The sequence below is a fragment of the Bacillus sp. FSL P2-0069 genome (genome assembly GCF_038593315.1).
Classification (GTDB): domain Bacteria; phylum Bacillota; class Bacilli; order Bacillales; family Bacillaceae; genus Bacillus; species Bacillus safensis.
The window spans coordinates 871,870-891,228 of record NZ_CP151984.1 but is presented as its reverse complement, the minus strand read 5'-3'; the positions used below and the strand labels follow the sequence as shown (position 1 = coordinate 891,228).

22 protein-coding genes and 1 tRNA gene are annotated in these 19,359 nt (G+C 40.3%); 4 read left to right on the top strand and 19 right to left on the bottom strand.

What is annotated here, in order from left to right:
* Positions 1 to 133: 133 nt before the first annotated feature.
* Complete coding sequence (locus NSQ34_RS04510; protein WP_034282294.1) at positions 134 to 640, bottom strand: YhcN/YlaJ family sporulation lipoprotein; 507 nt, start codon at positions 638 to 640, stop codon at positions 134 to 136.
* Positions 641 to 791: 151 nt separating this feature from the next.
* Here NSQ34_RS04510 and NSQ34_RS04505 point away from each other — a divergent pair, with 151 nt between their 5' ends.
* On the top strand, positions 792 to 1,190 hold the full coding sequence (locus NSQ34_RS04505; protein WP_024426613.1) for a hypothetical protein: 399 nt from the start codon (positions 792 to 794) through the stop codon (positions 1,188 to 1,190).
* Between the two features lie 34 nt (positions 1,191 to 1,224).
* On the opposite strand, the gene NSQ34_RS04500 is transcribed toward NSQ34_RS04505, so the two are convergent.
* A complete protein-coding gene (locus NSQ34_RS04500; RefSeq protein WP_227001710.1) occupies positions 1,225 to 1,464 on the bottom strand; it encodes a hypothetical protein in 240 nt (79 codons plus the stop codon).
* A gap of 295 nt (positions 1,465 to 1,759) precedes the next feature.
* Between NSQ34_RS04500 and NSQ34_RS04495 the strand changes: the two genes are divergently transcribed.
* Positions 1,760 to 2,794: a diguanylate cyclase gene (locus NSQ34_RS04495; protein WP_335371101.1), complete on the top strand. Its 1,035-nt coding sequence runs from the start codon at positions 1,760 to 1,762 to the stop codon at positions 2,792 to 2,794.
* A 211-nt stretch (positions 2,795 to 3,005) separates the two neighbouring features.
* Positions 3,006 to 3,206, top strand: a complete 201-nt coding sequence (gene cspB, locus NSQ34_RS04490; RefSeq protein WP_008349061.1) for a cold shock-like protein CspB — start codon at positions 3,006 to 3,008, stop codon at positions 3,204 to 3,206.
* A gap of 113 nt (positions 3,207 to 3,319) precedes the next feature.
* Here cspB and NSQ34_RS04485 read toward each other — a convergent pair whose 3' ends face one another.
* The 10 genes from NSQ34_RS04485 to queG form a co-directional block, all read right to left on the bottom strand.
* Positions 3,320 to 3,679 (bottom strand): hypothetical protein, encoded by a 360-nt coding sequence (locus NSQ34_RS04485; protein WP_034282297.1) that lies wholly within the window; start codon positions 3,677 to 3,679, stop codon positions 3,320 to 3,322.
* A gap of 13 nt (positions 3,680 to 3,692) precedes the next feature.
* The gene (locus tag NSQ34_RS04480) at positions 3,693 to 4,217 is read right to left on the bottom strand and encodes a flavodoxin family protein (RefSeq protein ID WP_024425322.1); all 525 of its coding nucleotides are present in this window, start codon (positions 4,215 to 4,217) and stop codon (positions 3,693 to 3,695) included.
* 17 nt (positions 4,218 to 4,234) lie between these two features.
* Positions 4,235 to 5,854 carry a DHA2 family efflux MFS transporter permease subunit gene (locus NSQ34_RS04475; protein WP_041116922.1) on the bottom strand — a complete coding sequence of 540 codons (1,620 nt, stop codon included), beginning with the start codon at positions 5,852 to 5,854 and terminating at the stop codon, positions 4,235 to 4,237.
* Positions 5,855 to 5,893: 39 nt separating this feature from the next.
* The gene (locus NSQ34_RS04470; protein WP_024425324.1) at positions 5,894 to 6,526 is read right to left on the bottom strand and encodes an HlyD family efflux transporter periplasmic adaptor subunit; all 633 of its coding nucleotides are present in this window, start codon (positions 6,524 to 6,526) and stop codon (positions 5,894 to 5,896) included.
* A gap of 364 nt (positions 6,527 to 6,890) precedes the next feature.
* Positions 6,891 to 8,054, bottom strand: a complete 1,164-nt coding sequence (gene yhbH, locus NSQ34_RS04465; RefSeq protein ID WP_034282299.1) for a sporulation protein YhbH — start codon at positions 8,052 to 8,054, stop codon at positions 6,891 to 6,893.
* Between the two features lie 139 nt (positions 8,055 to 8,193).
* Positions 8,194 to 10,089: a PrkA family serine protein kinase gene (locus tag NSQ34_RS04460; protein WP_024425326.1), complete on the bottom strand. Its 1,896-nt coding sequence runs from the start codon at positions 10,087 to 10,089 to the stop codon at positions 8,194 to 8,196.
* A 375-nt stretch (positions 10,090 to 10,464) separates the two neighbouring features.
* Positions 10,465 to 11,172, bottom strand: a complete 708-nt coding sequence (locus NSQ34_RS04455; RefSeq protein ID WP_034282300.1) for a YrpD family protein — start codon at positions 11,170 to 11,172, stop codon at positions 10,465 to 10,467.
* Between the two features lie 173 nt (positions 11,173 to 11,345).
* Positions 11,346 to 11,819, bottom strand: coding sequence for a tRNA (uridine(34)/cytosine(34)/5-carboxymethylaminomethyluridine(34)-2'-O)-methyltransferase TrmL (gene trmL / locus NSQ34_RS04450; protein WP_061109589.1), 474 nt, complete (start codon positions 11,817 to 11,819; stop codon positions 11,346 to 11,348).
* 43 nt (positions 11,820 to 11,862) lie between these two features.
* The gene (locus tag NSQ34_RS04445; RefSeq protein WP_061109588.1) at positions 11,863 to 12,765 is read right to left on the bottom strand and encodes an amidase domain-containing protein; all 903 of its coding nucleotides are present in this window, start codon (positions 12,763 to 12,765) and stop codon (positions 11,863 to 11,865) included.
* Between the two features lie 61 nt (positions 12,766 to 12,826).
* On the bottom strand, positions 12,827 to 13,975 hold the full coding sequence (queG, locus tag NSQ34_RS04440) for a tRNA epoxyqueuosine(34) reductase QueG (RefSeq protein WP_024427417.1): 1,149 nt from the start codon (positions 13,973 to 13,975) through the stop codon (positions 12,827 to 12,829).
* Positions 13,976 to 14,058: 83 nt separating this feature from the next.
* Here queG and NSQ34_RS04435 point away from each other — a divergent pair, with 83 nt between their 5' ends.
* A complete protein-coding gene (locus NSQ34_RS04435; protein ID WP_241770685.1) occupies positions 14,059 to 14,655 on the top strand; it encodes a hypothetical protein in 597 nt (198 codons plus the stop codon).
* A 98-nt stretch (positions 14,656 to 14,753) separates the two neighbouring features.
* Here the strand turns inward: NSQ34_RS04435 and NSQ34_RS04430 are convergent.
* The 7 genes from NSQ34_RS04430 to NSQ34_RS04400 all read right to left on the bottom strand — a co-directional run bounded on the left by NSQ34_RS04430 (position 14,754) and on the right by NSQ34_RS04400 (position 19,358).
* Positions 14,754 to 14,827, bottom strand: a tRNA-Gly gene (locus NSQ34_RS04430).
* Positions 14,828 to 14,954: 127 nt separating this feature from the next.
* Positions 14,955 to 15,611: a hypothetical protein gene (locus tag NSQ34_RS04425; protein WP_024427415.1), complete on the bottom strand. Its 657-nt coding sequence runs from the start codon at positions 15,609 to 15,611 to the stop codon at positions 14,955 to 14,957.
* A 61-nt stretch (positions 15,612 to 15,672) separates the two neighbouring features.
* Positions 15,673 to 15,954, bottom strand: coding sequence for a hypothetical protein (locus NSQ34_RS04420; RefSeq protein ID WP_024425332.1), 282 nt, complete (start codon positions 15,952 to 15,954; stop codon positions 15,673 to 15,675).
* Positions 15,951 to 16,856, bottom strand: coding sequence for a PqqD family protein (locus tag NSQ34_RS04415; protein ID WP_061109587.1), 906 nt, complete (start codon positions 16,854 to 16,856; stop codon positions 15,951 to 15,953). Before NSQ34_RS04415 ends, NSQ34_RS04420 begins: the two co-directional genes overlap by 4 nt.
* Complete coding sequence (locus NSQ34_RS04410; RefSeq protein WP_034282304.1) at positions 16,840 to 18,306, bottom strand: hypothetical protein; 1,467 nt, start codon at positions 18,304 to 18,306, stop codon at positions 16,840 to 16,842. The genes NSQ34_RS04415 and NSQ34_RS04410 overlap by 17 nt, the downstream gene beginning before the upstream one ends.
* On the bottom strand, positions 18,284 to 19,030 hold the full coding sequence (locus NSQ34_RS04405) for an ABC transporter ATP-binding protein (protein WP_025093295.1): 747 nt from the start codon (positions 19,028 to 19,030) through the stop codon (positions 18,284 to 18,286). The genes NSQ34_RS04410 and NSQ34_RS04405 overlap by 23 nt, the downstream gene beginning before the upstream one ends.
* Positions 19,031 to 19,145: 115 nt before the next feature.
* Positions 19,146 to 19,358 (bottom strand): hypothetical protein, encoded by a 213-nt coding sequence (locus NSQ34_RS04400; protein WP_024425336.1) that lies wholly within the window; start codon positions 19,356 to 19,358, stop codon positions 19,146 to 19,148.
* Position 19,359: the final 1 nt, after the last annotated feature.

The window sequence follows — 19,359 nt, the reverse complement described above, 5'->3', positions numbered from 1 at the left end:
TGCACCCTCTTTCTCTCTCTATGAAGAAACAAAGATCAACAAGAGGTGATATATTTTTTACTTTATGCAGTCAGGTGCGCGAGGTGCGGTTCCAAACAAAAAAGCCGCATATGACATACGGCTTTTGTCGTAGCTATTTTGATTCAGGGAAGACACGTCTAACTGTTTCAGTAAATTCATCGAAAAATCCTGAAATCGGCTCTCCGCTTTTAATACGTTTTCCATAACCTTGCATACGATCGACAAAGTCTGGATTAGCAGATACATACACGTTGTCGATTTGTTGATCCGTTGATTTGACTTTGTCTGAAATTTTCTTTTTCAGATCGTCCGTCACATCACCGCTTTTATTGCCTTCAAGTACAACGGCAACAAATGCATTTTTTCCTGTGACAAGCACGTTTGCTGTCTTCACTTCAGACATATTGGCTACAAGCTCTGACGCCTTATCTGCCACTTTGACCTTCTGAGGTGTTTGAACATCTGGCTGATCCTGTCTCATGTTGTCATTTTTATATGTGACATTTTCATACTGCCTTTTCATTGTTCCTCTACGCTCATCGCCTTGGTTGTTCATTCCACACCCAGCGGTGATTAATGTTGGCACGAGCAGTAAAGATAGCATCCATTTCTTATTCATCAATTATTCCCTCCTTTTGCTCATAGGTTTTTCATCCAGCCGGCTTTTTATGCACATATCCTCTCTTTCCGCAAAATGAATTCATAATTCAGCTGTGATTGGTCATCCTAAACTTGATGAAAGATCATCACGATCAAATGGAGGGATTCGTTTGTTTAAAAAAAGAAAAGGTATGAGCACTGGCGCAATGATCGCAGTATCAACAGCAATCATTGCATTATTCTCCCCGGTTTTACGAAGAAGACTGAAAAGCATGACACAAATGAATATGTCTTCAATGATGAAAGGCGCAAACCATCAGCACCAAGATTCATCTCGTCATGAGTCCCGCTCACATAAGGAATCAAAAGGAACAGGTGAAGTTGGCCAAATGATCAAGCAGGCATTCACAGCTGTCCAGCCAAATCAAACGAACCAGCACCAATCACCATCAAGAACTCATCAGCCAAGAGAATCTTATGCGCAATCTCTTCACATTGATGAAAGTGTGATGAATGTGATGGATGATGAATCGATCCAGCAAGTCATCAATGACATCGAGCACAAATAATAAAACAGTAGCCTTCATAAAAAGAGGCTCCTGTTTATTCTCCTGAAAAATGTTCTTTGACCATAAGACAAAAGGAAGGTAGAAATGTGATTTCGATTGTTGTGATGAAGTCGTCACGATGCTCTAATATCAGCAACAGCTCCTTTTCTTCCTTCCGATCTTTTTTAATCTCTACATGCTGGACTGTTTTAAAATCATATATTCCTAAAACGGATTCGGTCTTTTTTCGAACGACCTTTAAGGTAAACTCCTGCATAGCAAGCGACATGTTCACAACAAATCGCTCCTCCTGATTCTCGAACCGAAACGTCAAATCTTGATATTCAACCGGCATTTCTTTTTCAAATCAGGCATCTGGCATTTTTTCAAAAAAAGAAAGCCAGTCCGTTTGATCTGGAAAGCGTTTTCCCCGCATTTTCTTCAATTCCTCATCATTAAAATTTTTATTAATTATCCTTTTTCCCCTTTTCTTTTGCAACAAATTTTAGTAATTTTAAAAAGGTGATTCTATTTTGCTAAGAGACCTCTTTATTAATTTAACAATTCTTGTCACTTTCCATTAATTATTTATGCTTGTGTTTAAAGAGAATTTTCTGAAGAAAGAAGATACCTTGCTCAGGCAAATATGCAAAGGCATGCTTTCTGGGTTACTCGGTGTCCTTTTAATGTTCTTCTCTATTAAAACAGGACCAGCGATCATCGATTTAAGACATATTCCCCTTATTTTAACGGCCTTTTATGGAGGCATCGCCCAAACAATGATTGCAGCTTTTATTGTGATCATTGGCCGATTATTAATTGAAGCCAACATCGCTTCTTCCATCAATATTTTTTCCATGATGTTTATCGCAGCCTCTTCTTTTTTGATTGCAGAGCGTCATATGAATCATGTTGTGAAAATGCTTTTATCCATTACGATTGGTAATGTGGTTGCCACAAGCCTGTTCATCTTGATCGTGCATGAGACATCATTTCAGCTGCATTCTACATATTGGATTTTCTCATATATTGCTGGATTGTTTAACTTTTATGTCATTGAACATCAAACAAAAGCATATCAGCTGTTAAATTTATATAAATTCCAAGCTCATTATGACTTTTTAACAGGTGTTTTAAATAAACGGAAGTTCGATGAGGTATTAAGAGAAGCTTTTACTAAGAAGTTGAAGCAGCCTATCCATCAAATGTCCCTTATTTACCTAGACATCGATTACTTCAAAACCATCAATGATCAATATGGGCATTATGAGGGAGATATTGTTTTAAAAGAAATCGGTACAAGGCTGATTAAAAACACAAGAAGCTCTGATTATATTGGTCGGATTGGCGGTGAAGAATTCGCTGTCCTTCTACCAAATTGTACAATTGAAAAAACATGGCAGATTGCAGAACGCTTACGAAAAAAAATAGCCGATCAGCCGATTTATTTAAAAAATGGTATGTCCATTCACACTACGGTATCAATTGGATGTGCTTATTCTCATGGAACGAGTGCAGACATCAAGCAATTACCAATTATAGCTGACCAGGAGCTCTATAAAGCGAAGGAGTCTGGCCGAAATCAAGTGAGCTTTTCAGAGAGAAAAAAAGACCATTTAACATAGGCATTTTCCTCAATTTGTTAGCACTAATTATTTTAAAAAAAGTTTTCGTATAACAGTTGTTTTTTCCCGCAAACACTGGTAAAGTAAAGGTAATTATTTTTGTTCGTATCATCTTTAAGAAGAAAGTTTTGAAAGAGTTTTCGTCTTTGAAGTTTGTGTAAGAGCAAGAATAGTGAATTTAAGCGTTAAGATCGCTTTAGGAGGAAATTTCATGTTAGAAGGTAAAGTAAAATGGTTCAACTCTGAAAAAGGTTTCGGATTCATCGAAGTAGAAGGTCAAGACGATGTATTCGTTCACTTCTCTGCTATCCAAGGCGAAGGCTTCAAAACTTTAGAAGAAGGTCAATCAGTTTCTTTCGAAATCGTTGAAGGTAACCGTGGACCACAAGCTGCTAACGTTAACAAAGCGTAATTTAAGAGCATCTGCTCTTTTAGCACTTTATAGAGTGAAGGAAAACCGCCCGGCTTCTGCCGGCGGTTTTTTTGTGCCATAAAAAAAGAGAACCTGTTGAGAGGTTCTCTTTTTTATTTGTCCTTCTGCTTTAGCTTCTGCAAAGCAGAACGATACATATCATCATTCATTTTTGTCTCTGGTTCTTCTTCTTTGACAGGTGGTTCTGGCTGTTTAAACTTTTGAAGCGCCTGTCTATAGAAATCGTCGCCAGACGCAGCATCATCCGTTCGAGAAGGCTCTGACGCTTTTTTTTCAACTTCAGGCTCTACAGGTCTCGCCACAGCTTCTGGCTCGCTATGCGGCACGTCAGGCTGATTGGAGACATCTTCTTTGATCTCTTCCTTATCGGCTGATGCGTGTCTGACATTGAACGCTACTAATCCAATAATGACTAGAACAGCAGCTACTAATGCTACAATAATCGTCGCCAAAAGAACCCTCTCCTTATCGCTTAAATGATGCAGTGACTGATGCTACACGTCTTCCTAGTGCTTTTCCAAGTTCAATGCCTTCAGTCGAAATCAATTCATCTGAATCGATCGGACATGTCACACCAGCTCCATAGTAAGAGCCGTATAAAGCATTCTCTGGAACATTTCCAGGAAGGCCGACAACAAGCATTCCTTGGTGGAACATTGGTGTAATCAAATTATGCATTGTCATTTCTAAACCGCCGTGTGTTGTAGCAGTTGTACAGAAAACAGCACCGACTTTATCGATTAGTTTTCCTTCTGCCCATAAGTAGCCGAGACGGTCAATCCATGTCTTTAACCCAGAACTAATGGTACCAAAGTGACCAGGGCAGCCCCAAATGATCGCATCCATTTGATCGAGTTTGCGAATGTCTGCATCTTTCACGTGATCAATGAATACTTCAGCTTGCTCTGTTTCACCTGCGCCTGCTGCAATCGCTTCTGCAAGTGCTTTTGTATGGTCACCTTCACTATCGTATACAACATAAATTTTCATGTACGGTCCCTCCACACTTATCTTGCATCTTGGTTAGCTTCCTTAGGTGCCGGAAGCAGTGATATTTCTTGTTTCTTATGCTGCTGTTCTTTTCGCTTTTTATCCTTACGAACATCTCGCAGGAACAAGCTGAGAATGACACCAGCGGCACAGAATAATGTCACCCACATGTAAGCATCGTTGATGCCCATCACGTTTGAATCAACCTGTGCTTTTGTAAAGAGCTGGGTAGATACATATTTTTGAGCAGCTTCTGCTGTCATGCCCATATGATGCATCACATTCGATACAGCCGCCTGGAATGAATTCATAAAGAACGGGTCCGCAGTATTTGTTTGATCCGCCATATTGGAATAATGGAATGTCGTCCGATTCGTATAAATCGTTGTGATCAAACTCGTACCGATGGAACCACTAATTTGTCTTAATGTATTAGACATCGCTGTACCATGGCTGTTTAAGTGCTGAGGTAATTGGTTCATCCCTGCTGTCATAACCGGCATCATCAAGAGCGACATACCAAATGCGCGTACTGCATACATGAGCACAATGTGACTATAGGAAGTATCAATGGTCAGCCTCGTAAACTCATACGTCGTGACAACGGTAATGAGCATCCCCACAATGGCAAGCGGACGAGGTCCAAATTTATCAAACAAGATCCCTGAAATCGGGGACATAATGAGCATCGCAAGTGCCCCTGGAAGCATTAATAGCCCAGATTGCAATGCCGTAAACCCAACGAGGTTTTGCAGATAAATCGGAAGTAAGAACATCCCCGTATATAAAGCAACCGTAATAATGATGTTAATGACACTTGATAATGAGAAAATGCTGTATTTAAATACGCGGAAATCAAGCATCGGATTATCAACTTTCAACTGTTGGAAAATAAAGAGAATGATCGCAATCGCACCAATAATAATCGTAGATAAGACGATCGGATCTGTCCAACCATCACTTCCTGCTTCACTCACTCCGTATAAAAGGGAAGCAAAACCGACGATTGAAAGAATCGCACCAAGACTGTCCAGCTTGATTTTTTTAGGCTCTACAATATTTTTAAACATAAAGAAAGCCGCGATAATGACAATCGCACCGATTGGCACAAGTCCATAAAACATAATACGCCAAGAATAATGTTCAATAATGTAACCAGATAATGTTGGTCCTACTGCAGGAGCAAACATCATCGCAAGACCAAAAATCCCCATTCCTTTCCCTCTGTTTTCCGGAGGGAAAATAAAAAGGATTGTTGTCATAACGAGCGGCTGTAAGATACCGCCGCCGACAGCCTGAATCAAACGGCCAATAAGCATCGTTGAAAAGTTTGGCGCAATGCCGCAAATAAATGTACCTAGTGTAAACGAGATCATAGCCACTAGGAATAAGCTGCGCTGTCCAAAACGTGTGATTAAAAACGCAGACAACGGAATCAGCACACCGTTGACAAGCATGTAGCCTGTTGTCAGCCACTGAATCGTCGTTGCACTCACATTAAATTCTGTCATTAAATGGGGCATAGCTACGTTCAAAAGCGTTTGGTTTAAAATCGCTACGAACAAACCGGCCATTAAAATGATCAGTAAAGACAAGGAGCCTGTTCCCTGTTTTGTCGCTGCAGGTTGATTTGCCATCTCAGACAACCTCCTTTCATATTTTGATATCAATCATCATTAAGATGAAATTTTGACAGAAGCATTCATACCTGGAAGCACTTTGTCTGATGGATTTTTAATTGAAATTTTCACTGCTACTTTTTGCGTTACTTTTGTATAGTTGCCACTTGAATTAGTTGCTGGCAGCATATTGAATGTTGAGTTTGTCGCATAACCAATTTGTTCAACAGTTCCTTCAAATGTTGTATCAGGATCTCCATCTACAACGATGTCGACTTTGTCGCCTTTTTCAATGTTTTTAATATCTGTTTCCTTAATATTTGCTGTGATGTAAAGCTTGCTTAAATCAATTGTTTCACCGAGAACTGTACCAGGCTGCACTTGTTGATTGTTTTGTACTTCTTTTTTAACTAATGTGCCATCAGCCACTGCTTTAATGTTTGTTTTTGTTTGTCCTTCAACTTTTGCAACTGTGCTGTCTTTTTCCACTTCGTCACCTTCGTTGATATCCCAGCCTTTGATTTGTCCAGCTGCTGGTGCTGTAATTTGATACATGTCACCTGTCACTTTTGCCTCATCTGTTTTGACAAAGTTTGTGCTTTCATAGTAGTAATAAGCACCTCCGGCAATAATGGCAAGAATCACAATAAGGCCAATAATGTTCGTTAGCAATAAACGCCCTCTGTTCATGTTTTGTTTCTCCTTTCATGTATAAAAATATAGTGTCATCTGCTTTAGCAAACTTAGAATGCCCATCATCTGACAGAATATGAAACAAGCTCAACACTCTGTCCTTTTCCCTTCTTCTACTCCCGCCCCTATCATGGTGTGCAGCCCATTTATACTTATTGTTCACTTATGAGCAAAGAGCAGAAAAAGAAGAAAAGACGATCGGCATCTTTTTTGAAAAACTTATATTTAACAAGATTAAATATTAATAAATGAAAATTGAAATGTCAAAGAGAAAGTTTTACTTTTTTTTTGGCGATCCTTTCCTTCTCCACACAAAAAACCTTTCAGCCCTTATGCTGAAAGGTTTTTTCAAATGTGCTCGTTATGAATGAACTTCTTCCTGCTGAAAAAATTTTTTTAGTGCGAGAAAAACGTCTGATTTTTGCTTCAAAATATAATGCTTAAATTTCTCATCCTGAATGTGTTTATATGCTGACATTAACGTAGAATGCCGGTTGTATTGATTGACTTCACCATAGCAGAATAAATTGGCTTTTTTCATGATCTCAGAAACAAGTTTCACACACCGGGCGTTGTCTGAGGTCAAATTGTCACCATCAGAAAAATGAAAAGGATAAATATTATATCGCGACGGTGGGTATCGTTCGTCTATGAGCTCTAGTGCCTTTCGATAGACAGACGAGCAAATGGTCCCCCCGCTCTCACCCCGTGAGAAGAAATGTTCTTCGTCTACCACCTTCGCCTCTGTATGGTGGGCAATAAATTCAATATCGACCGTCTCATACTTTGTCCGTAAGAAACGTGTCATCCAAAAGAAAAAACTTCTCGCCATATATTTTTCCCAAAGCCCCATACTTCCGCTCGTATCCATCATCGCCAAAACGACAGCTTTCGACTCTGGTTTGGTCACTTCATTCCACGTTTTATACTTGATATCCTCTGGGTAAATCGGATAAAAGGAAGGACTGCCTGTCATCGCATTTCGTTTAAATGCCGACAGCATCGTTCGTTTTTTGTGGATATTTCCTGTTAACCCGGTTTTGCGAATATCGTTAAACTCAATTTGTTCAACAATGATGTCGTCAAGCTCCTTTTGCTTGAGGTTTGGCAGCTCCAGTTCACGAAACAGTGCTTCCTCGAGATCCATTAATGAGACTTCTGCTTCGTAATAATCCTCACCAGCTTGATCTCCAGCACCCTGCCCCTTTCCTTGACCCTGCTTGCTGTCTGAGCCGTCACGCGCAACAACATCGCCAACCTCGCTGTCTCCATCGCCTTGACCCACATGTTTATTTTTGTCGTAGTTATACCGAATTTTATATTCATCTAATGAACGGATCGGAATTTTCACAACATCTTTTCCGTTCGACATGATGATGCTTTCTTCTGTAACAAGATCCGGCAAATTATTTTTAATCGCCTCTTTGACTTTTTTCTGATGACGCTGCTGGTCGTCATAGCCTTTTCGATGGAGGGACCAGTCTTCCTGAGACACAATAAACTGACTTTTTTCTTGCCGGGACATCCATCCCCCTCCTCACCTATTTGCACAATTCTTCTAGCCATCGATTCCTTTATCCTATGCTGCTCGTCATCCAAGTTGACGATCATTTCTAAAAAAGACATTACCGGTGCTGATGCGCCAATAATGCCTCCTTCATTTATTAACGATTCAGAAGACTGCCTACATATTTTAAAAGTTCATTTGCACTTGTTGAATTATAGCCATGCTCATCAATTAATCTAGCCACTACTTCATTGACCTTCTTCAGCTGCTGTTCATCCGGTGTCTTCGTCGATGTCGTGATTTTCACCACATCTTTTAGATCAGCAAACAGCTTCTTCTGAATGGCCTCCCGCAATCTCTCATGTGAATTATAATCAAAGCGTTTTCCCTTTCTCGCATAAGCCGAGATACGAATCAGAATTTCTTCTCTAAATGCCTTTTTGGCGTTTTCAGAAATGCCGATCTGCTCCTCAATTGAACGCATGAGCTTTTCATCAGGATTCATTTCTTCACCCGTTAACGGATCACGCAGCTTGTTTTTATTGCAGTATGCCTCGACATTATCTAAGTAATTATCCATCAGCGTTTTCGCAGACTCCTCATAGGAATACACAAAGGCCTTTTGCACTTCCTTCTTCGCAATATCATCATACTCTTTTCGCGCGACTGAAATGAAATTCAAATAACGCTCCCGATCCTCGCTGGAGATAGACGGATGCTGATCGAGCCCTTCTTTTAAGGAGCGAAGGACATCCAGTGCATTGATCGATTCCATATTCTTTCGAATGATGGTGGATGAAATTCGGTTGATTACATACCGCGGATCAATTCCGCTCATCCCTTCGTCATGAAATTCCTTTTTCATCTCATCAATGTCGACTGACTGGAAGCCTTCGACACTTTCTCCGTCATACAGACGCATTTTTTTCACCAGATCAATATCAGACCGCTTCGGTTCTTTCAGTCTCGTCAAAATGGAGAACATCGCTGCTACCTTGAGCGTATGCGGGGCAATATGCACATCTGAGACATCACTTTCTGAAATCATTTTATGATAAATGCGTTCTTCTTCTGTGACCTTTAAGTTATAAGGAATTGGCATCACAATAATTCTTGAATGCAAAGCCTCGTTCTTTTTATTTGAAATAAACGACCGGTACTCAGTTTCATTCGTATGGGCGACGATCAATTCATCTGCACTAATCAAGGCGAATCTTCCTGCCTTAAAATTTCCTTCCTGCGTTAATGACAGGAGGTGCCAGAGAAATTTCTCATCACACTTTAACATCTCCTGAAACTCCATCATTCCTCGGTTTGCTTTATTGAGTTCTCCATCAAAGCGGTACGCACGGGGATCTGACTCTGATCCAAATTCAGCAATGGTTGAAAAATCGATGCTTCCTGTTAAATCGGCAATATCCTGAGATTTCGGATCAGACGGACTAAAGGTACCAATGCCGGTCCGTTTATCCTCTGAGAAAAAGATCCGTTCAACCCTTACATCCTCAATTCTGCCGCCATATTCCTCTTCCAGTCTCATCATGTTCAGAGGCGACAAATTCCCCTGCACACGAATCCCATATTCTCTATAGAAATCCTCCCGCAGATTTTGCGGAATGAGATGAAGCGGATCTTCATGCATCGGGCAGCCTTTGATCGCATAAACTGCGCCATGATCTGTGAGTGAATATTCTTCAAGTCCTCTTTTCAATCTAGTGACAAGCGTCGATTTCCCCCCGCTTACTGGTCCCATCAGTAATAAAATACGCTTCCTGACATCCAGCCGCTTTGCAGCAGGGTGAAAATATTCCTCCACTAATCTTTCGAGTGATTCCTCTAACCCAAACAGCTCCTGATCAAAAAATTTGTAGGTTCTGACCCCATTCTCTTCTTCAATCCCGCTGTCTTTAATCATATGATAAACGCGAGAATGAGCAGATTGAGCGACAAGTGGATTTTCCTTAATAATGTCTAAATAATCGCTGAATGTGCCTTCCCATTTGAGACGCTGCTCTTCTTCTCTGTGCTGTTCGATTTTCTTTAAAATATCCATATGAACCTCCTCTTTCAAGATTGAAGCTAGAAATCAGATACTGTTTTACAATCTATGCGGAGGCGTCCTATTACATGCTTTCGTTCTTCAAAATGACGAATTGGCAAACTGAATTGACAACCATCCGCAAGACCCTTCATAATAAAGGAAAAATAGGAGAAAAATGATTTTCTTCTCCTGCTTTTCAAGGTGAACTTCACATCATATGAAACAGGCAGCGAACGGAACAAAGGGATAAGGGGGAGCTTATATGAGAACGGTCATTATGATGGGCGTCATCATTACGTTTTTAGTATCCATTTTCACTGCTGGCTACGAAGGCAAGCCTGGTAAATGAAAAAAAGGATGTTCCATTTGCGGAACATCCTTTTTCATTTAGTTCGTTGTTTTCAGCACTTGCATATTCACTGTATTCCCTGACACCTGAACCTTCGTAAAGTCTTGCGTATCGACCACAGGTGTAACGGCACGATTATCCAATGTGATGTCAGTAAAACGAGTAGAGAAATTCGCCCGAATGTCTTTTCGATAAATATCGTCAGTTACTGCTACCGTCGACAGTAGTTTCCACTTGGTCACAGAGCCAATGTTTGAGTTTTGAATTTCTGTAATAATGCGGCCGGTATAACCAACATTATTTGTGCCCCAGAACGTCGCTCTTGTATGCCCATTCAAATTTTTATAAATCGTCATTTGAACAGTACTTCCAGGTTTAAATCCCTTTGTATACGTGAAGTCATCTTTTCCTTCGATATATGTCTCTTGATTATTTGCTCCTACTTTCATCGTAGGTTTCCACACATTATAGGTTGAACTGTATTGAAGACCAATATCCGCTTCCTTTGAACCTGTGAATCCAGAATAAATATAAGCTGTACCATTTGACACACTCATTGTGGAAGGGAGTTGAATTTTTGTGACCAATATGGATCCGTTACTATTGATATAAGTACGCCCGCCAATCCCTTTTGATAACTGCGCTGCTTCTATCTCCTGCGTCTGAGAGAGTCCTGGAATACTGACTGGAAGCGTCCCCATTAAAATTGCTGAGCTAATGGCACTAGTGATCAGTAGCTTTTTCATCTCATTATTCCTCCTAATGGATTCATCATTTTTTGAAAACGTGATCACAATCTATCATACTACCTATTTTTTAACATGTCAAAAAAAGTATAATTAAGTCATATTTTTCATCTTCCTGTTTCTTAACTCACATAAAAAAGCCGAGATCAGTATCTCGGCTTTTAATCATGATCTTATATGAGATCATGATATTGCTGCTGGCGAAGTGCCTCATATACAAGAATGGCTGCCGTATTCGACAGATTCAAAGAACGAACATGCTCTGTCATCGGTAAACGAAGACAACGGTCCATATTTTGTTCAATCAAATCTTTTGGCAATCCACTTGTCTCTCTTCCAAACACAAAGAAATAGTCTTCATCCAGCTGAGAGTAATCAAATGTTGTATGCGGCTTTTGGCCAAATTTTGTGATATAGAAAAATTGCCCCTTCGGATGTGCCTCAAATAATTCATCAAGTGAATCATGATAGACCACATTGGCATATTTCCAATAATCGAGTCCTGCACGCTTCAGCATTTTGTCATCTGTCGAAAAACCAAGCGGACGAATCAGATGAAGGGTTGTATTTGTTGCTGCACATGTACGCGCAATATTTCCAGTATTAGCTGGAATCTCTGGTTGATATAAAACGACATGAAGTCCCAAAAAAGTTCACCTCTAATTTTCATTTCCGCTCAACATTATACCACTAACTATCCTTCGCGGCATCGTCCAAAATGTGAAAAAACATATATCGAATAGCAGGTGTATAGGCTGTCGAATCCTCGTATGACCAATAACGCATGCGGGAGTCATACGTCTGTGCATTCACAAGAGGCATTCCGCCTTTGTCATGATCAACGACAATGGTTGTATGATTATACCTTCCATCACCTTCAAAATCGTAGCAAATGACATCACCAATTTGAAGCTCGTGGGCTTCTTTGAGTTTCTTTGCTCTCAAACCCGCTTTCGAATTCGCTAAATAATTTTTCATCGAATGAGCCACCGTCCAGCTATAGCTCCACGTATGCGGACGCACCCACCAGCCAGACCCGCGGTTTGGATACCCTCTCGTTGGCGCGTTCCCTGCTTTCAAACATTGTGAAATAAAATTTGTACAGTTATCTTCAAAGTTTTTATAGGCTGGATTCCGTTTATTCCAATATGTCTCCGCATACTTCACGGCTGCCCGCCGGTCATAATGAAAGGCTCTCCCGAATTGTTCTTCGGTCTGAAAGCGCTCATCCATACGCTCTTCGCTTTGCCGCTCTTCTAACATCATCCGATCTTTAACAAGCATGTTGTTATAAAGAAACGCTTCTCTTTTTTCCACCTGTTCCTCTAAATAAAAAGAATCGTCTACATCCTTGCATACATATGTGAGATGAGCAAGGTACTGCACATGCTGAGCCCCATCATCTTGAATGGCTGAATCGAGAAGTTTTGTTTTTGCTTTCGCCTTCACAATCTCAACCTGTCTTCTAGCAAAAAGCTCTTTTTTCCGCTCTACTGCTTCCACATCAGACATAAGCTGCGGCTGTTTGATTGCACGGTCATTGATTAAATACGCCAGCCTGTCTTCTAAAGTTTTCTCTAATAATTGTTTCACACAAACACCACCAAACATTTTTTAAAAACTTTGTTTGGTTCATTCTATGTTCACAGGGATGTTATTTAGTATTTAAAGGTGTCTGTAAAAGCTCAATCCCTTTCACAATCTCCTCTTTCGCTTCTTCATCACTTTCCCGTTCAAGGGCTTTTTCCAGCTCTGGAAGCTGCTGATCGTCGCCAATTTTGCCAATTGCCCAAGCAGCCGTTCCCCGAATGACCGGTCTTGGATCCTTGTGCATCAACTCAATTAACACTGGTAAGGCAGATGTATCTTTAAAATGAGCGAGTGCCAAAATTGCATTCCGCTGAATGGGCTTTTTCCCCCGCCATGAACCTGAAACATGACCGTATTTTTCCTTAAACTCACGATTGCTGATCGTCAGAAGCGGCTTTAACAGCGGCTTCGCAATTTCAGGGTCTGGCTCCATTTCAGGATGCAGATGAAAGTCTTTTCCTTTATTGATCGGGCAGACAGTTTGACATGTATCACACCCGTACAATCGATTCCCTATTTTCGAACGAAATTCGTCAGGTAAAAACCCTTTTGTCTGCGTTAAAAATGAAATGCACCGCTGAGAATTCAGCTGCCCTGGATTCACAAGCGCACCCGTTGGACACGAATCCACACATTTATTACAAGTTCCGCACTGGTCTTCAATTTTCTCATCCGGTTCAAACGGAACATTTGTGATCATTTCAGCCAAATACACATAAGATCCAAACTCTGGCGTGATAATCATACAGTTCTTTGCACTAAAACCAATGCCAGCACGTTCTGCTACAGCACGATCAGATAATTCTCCTGTATCCACCATTGATTTTGTCCGTATATCGACATGTTTGCTTCGCAGAAATTCTTCGAGCATATCAAGCTTTTTTTTCAGCACAACATGATAATCTGTTCCCCATGAAGCCCGGCAAAAAATCCCCCGTCTCGCATCCTTTGTACTTCGAGGAGCATCTTTCATTTTGGAAGGATACGCGAGCGCTATCGCAACAATTGATTTGGCCTTCGGAAGCAGCAAAGAAGGGTTTGTCCTTTTTTCAATATCAGGCTCTTCAAAACCTGACAAATACCCTAACGATTCATGTAAGATGAGGCGGTCCTTTAATGAATCAAATGTATCGGCACTTGCAAATCGAATTTTATCGACACCAATTTCTTTCGCATATTGAATCAATTCTTCTTTTAATTCTCCAACATGAATCACCTTGCAAACCTCCTTTCTTTGTTTCTTCTGTTGTTTTCAGTATAATACGAGTGTATCATGACCGATTGGAGTGAGTCACTGTGAAGATACATATGGAAATTTCTCATCCTCAAAACCCGTCTATCCATGTTGGGCAGATTGAATATTCACATATTGAAGTGGGTACATCACCTCAAATGTTAAAAGGCCGCTTACGCTTGTTTCAAGAATCTTTATTTTTTGAATACGAAGATAAAGTCTTAGAAGAAGTACCAGCCATCAAAGAATGGACGGATCTTTTAAAAGACGTTCCTTTCCTTCCACTTCTTTCTAACATCCAAAAGGAACAATTTATTGACTCGACCAATTCCGTACAGGATTTGTCGATATTTTTCTCACTAAAATATTTCTTACCTATCCTGACATTAGATGCCGATCGCATCAAAGGACCGCTTTCACTGGCAAAACATGAGGCTGGTGACATCGAATGGCAGGACAGCGCAGGATTGAATGGATTATTTTCTCAAACAAGTAAAGCACAAATTTCTCAAGACACAAAGAACATTCTTCAAATCATCCTTTTCCCGCCATCTATTTCCCGGGAAAAGAGTGAAGCTCTTATTCAATCCTTGACGAAGATGTTTGTACAAATACATGGCGGAGAAAGCAAATATGAACTCATTGAAAAAGCACTGTAGCCTGACAGTGCTTTTTCACATTATACTGACATAATAAAAAACGCAACACTTCGTTTATCTAAGAAACGAAATACTGCGTTATAAACAAAATTATGTATTGGAGCGGGTGATGAGAATCGAACTCACGACATCAGCTTGGAAGGCTGAGGTTTTACCACTAAACTACACCCGCATCAATCTTTTAAAAGCAACGTCATCGCGTTGACTTTTATTATGTTACAACTTTCTTAACAATTCGTCAAGAGAATATGAAAATTTTTCGTCAAAAAACTTCATATTCTCCGTATATATTACGATAGTTATTTATCTAGCTGGATATAAAATAAGTATGCATGTGACTTATTCTTCAGTGCTTGCTTTGGATTCTCCTCAATCTCTTCAAATATTATTGAACCCCCGTCTTTCCCCATCGCCGCTGTATACGCAATCAGTGCCTTTCCTCCGGAAGCAACTTTGACAGTTTCAGATTGTGCAGAAAATACATAGTCACTTACTTTGAACGGGAAGCTTGATGTCGCTTTCGTCATCCCATCATTCTTTTTATTTGACCAAATACTAAATTGTGATTCATATGTATCTTTCTCATGATGTAATTGAAGAAGTACATTCACCGTTTGGTCGGTTCCATCCTGGTGTAAAGAAAAGGTAGCAGATGATGCTTCCTTATTCACTAATCGTCCATTTTTGTAATGACTCCCGATAAACGTAATACTCTTATTCTTCTTCGTTAATCCTTTCAGTGTCAGAGCCACCTTTTCATTAGCCGTTGCTGCTTCTAGTAAGTTTTTTTCTTTTTTTGAGAGTTTCATTTGTTCGATGGTTACTTGGTTTTTAGTGGCAGGCTCTGTTTTTATGGTCGAAACCGTCTTCTCGGTTGTCGTGGTTTCTTCGGCCTTCTCGCCGCATCCTGCTAATAGAAAAACTGTGAATAAAAGAATGCTCCATTTTTTAAACATTGTGATCCCCTTTGGTGTTTTTTATTTCCTATTATACTAAAAAAAGGTTAGGAGAATTCTCCTAACCTTTTGCTTTTTTCTGTTTCATGGCTGATAGGAATGCCACAATGAGAAAACTCACAGCAAAAATCACCATCATATAAATAAAAAAGTTTGGCTTGATCTGAAAAGTAAATGCGGACGAGCCTTCCATTTCAAAAGCGAGACTGTTAAATAATAAAGCATCGTTCGTTTTTGATTGAAATAAATGATAGAACAGTACGCCGATTGTCAGCATCGGAAAGCCTAAGAATCCTAGAAAACTACCAACTATCGCGCCTTGTTTCATCGCCTGTACGTTCATGATCGTTGTCCTCCCATTCCCCCAAGCAATAGCTGCTTCATAATGGACTTACCATCCCCCATAAACGGAAGAAGATAGAGTAATTGAATAAAATACGTGATTGAAAAAATGAAAAAAGCTGTCGAAACCGGGTTTTCTTTTAGAAATAAAATGGTCACAATGATGCCTGCTGCGCCAATCACACCGGGAACAAGCGGACCAAGCAGCGTAATCCATACCTGCTTTTTCTGAAATGGATCTAATACGGGCCTTACAAACTTCACTGACATCATGTCACTCGCAAAAAAGCCTTGAGGCCCATCCCGCCCTGCAAATTTTCGATGCGCATAGCCATGTGCCGCCTCATGTAAGGCGGTTCCGGTAATTAACCCGAAATAAATAATCGTAAAATAAATCGCAATGGCTGCAATCGACGGATCAGGAATGAATAAAAAAGTGATCCCTGCCATGACCATGAAAAGCATCCAGAAAAAGATGATTTTACGTGTCACCATGAGCAAAGCCGTCCCAAAAATGTGAAGGAACGAGTGACCAGTACAATCAAATCGTTCCTTCATTTTGACTTGATACTGCTTGAAAAATTGACAGCAGGCTGTCACAATCCGATATGGTGAATGATAATGAATAGACAGCAAGTGATGCTGATTCAATCCCATCATCAGCTGATAAAAGTCACGAGCAATCACCGACTCATCGACCTGAAACAAATCGGCGAGCTCTGCGGTAATACTCGCTTCAGTTCTTTTACCGTCCACTTTCGTTAACATATGATAGGCACTTTCATTGATCGGGAGTGTGCTTGCATACTGCGTATCCGTGAGATGCCTCTTTTGTAAGGTCACATACGGCGCTAGTGCCGGTACCCGCTCAATCTTTAGCTTATTGTTAAGAAGTTGAATCATGTGAATACCTCCATGAAAAACCTTTGTATATGGCAAAGATGAGCAGACCCTCAAATGCAGCCATAAGCAGCCACTGAAGCGCTTGACTAGACGCCCCTATGACATAGTTCCCAATAAAAACAATCGGAATCATGAGTAAAATAAGCGCTCCAAATGAAAAAATGCCTGTGTAGGGATTGTTTCGATCTAGAGGAAGTAAGATACCTACCACATAAAAGAGCGCAGTGGCATTGCATAAGACAGCAGCACCAATCAGTGCGTGCCAAATCTGATCAGGAAGCGTCAGCGTTGTCAGCATGAATAAAACAATTTGCAGTACACCTACGAGCAGAAGGCCGATAAATTTATATAAAGCCACTTCCCAAGATCTCAGACCAAATGTTTTATACATGCCCAGCATTCGTTTATCGTTGCCAAACGAATTGAAGGCTGTTAAACCAGCAAGAGCGCATAGAACAAAAAATGCTTCATCTTCAAAGCGGAATCCAAACTGATAACGGACGAATAAGATCACAATGAGGAGAATAAGAAAGTTTAAAATGTTTTCTTCATTTCGCACCTGTGACTTCATTTCCTTCACAATAAGCGACCACTTCTTTGAAGAAGAGAACGGCAGCTTGTGTAAAAAGGTTAGCGCTTTTTTCTCTGCCATAATCGGCATCATCGCAAGAGAAAGAAATGCCCCGCCTGCCGATAAGAGGATGAACAGAATCAAAATGGCATAATTTACCCCTTCAGGAGGCATTCCTTGTGCCGCTAAGAAAAACGGTGCTGTCAAATACATCAAATGATAATCAAACTGAATATATGATTGCTGAATTTGACTAATATCAAAATGCGTCAATCCATACGCCACGACCAGTGCCAATAAAACAAATATCGCTGCAAATTTTTGCAACGGTAATTTTAATTTCAAAACGAGTAAATAAGTGATATTGTAAATAAACTGGAGCAGCATTAAGACAAAAAGCGACTGCAAAAGCACCATCAAAAAGAAAGTGAAGATAAAAAAAATACCAATTCCCTGGGCAATAAAATTAGGTAAAAGCAGAATGCCAATAAAAAATAAAACAAGCCCTGCCACCACTGTCACCATCGGAATGAAGTATCCAAAACTTTTCTGAAAGGTAGAGAGCGGGAACCAGCTGAGCTGCATAGAAAACCGGTCTTGTTCAGGTGTTCTGACCTTGATCAAAACGAATAACAAGCTTGTAAATATAGAAGCATTGATCGCCATTGACACGACGAGTAATCCAAGTGAACGTTCATCTCCATTTAAGAAAGCCTTCATAAAGACACCTGTAAAGCTGTATCCGATAATGGCTCCCATTGTGACGGCAAACAAAAAGAATAAGACCACAATGATCCGCTTCGTTTGAGTATCAAAGAGCTTATACATCTCCTGCTGCCACATTTTAAGCATCATTTTAGAAATGATTAATGATTTCATCAAAATGTGCACCCCTATCACTTAACATTGAAGCTTTCAGAAACACCTGTTCCAGTGTGCTTGATTGATACTTCTCCTTTAAGGCTGAGACCGTTCCTTCATCCATTTTATTTCCTTTAGAAATAATGGCGATTTTGTGGCACAGCTCTTCCGCTGAAAGCATATCATGCGTTGAAAGCAAGATCGCACCATGGTGCTCGGCATACCGCTTCATCAGTTTCTTTGTGTTTATAACCGCTTCAATATCAAGTCCTCTAAAGGGCTCATCCATGATCACCAATTGACTATCAAGCATAAATGCAGCAATCAGCTGTGTCTTTTTTTTCATCCCATGTGAATAGGTTTCGATCGGTCTTGATAAAGCCGAGTCCATATCAAACAGTTCAATTAGTTGATTTCTTCTGTGAATTGTTTTACATTCATACATAGAAGAAACAAAATCTAAATATTCAGCACCAGTCAATGCTTCAGGGAGCAGCAGGTCATCTGGAACATAGGCTACTTGTTTTTTAAAGGATGGTTCATCATTTGGGACGTCCTGCAAGTGAATCCTTCCTTCTGTATGCTTAATAATGCCGAGTATACAGTTAATCATCGTTGTTTTACCCGAACCATTCGGTCCAGCAACAGCAACGATTTGATGAGGGTCGATCTTTAAATGAAAATCATTGACAGCAGTCACGTTATTTTTATACGTCTTGGTTAAATTCTCGATCGTAAACATATAACCTCCAAGTGTCTGCATATTCTTTAAAAACAGATCAGGCTAAACCGCCCGCCACAGACGGTTTAGCCCTGGTGTCTTATCTAAGAAGCAAAAAGATGAATCCTAAGTATAGCTACTTACATTCAATTTTGACTTTTAAGCCACTTTCCCACTGAACGGCTCCTGTAAAGCTACCCTTGCCGTTTGCGATACACCAAACTGCTGCTCCTAGAACGACTGTTGCTCCCAATCCAAGAAGGACAGCAACAAATACTAAGAACCAAGCTTGGTCCATAATAGCAGGTTCCATAGTGGAATAGTCAACTTGCGGCGCTGCATAAGTCATA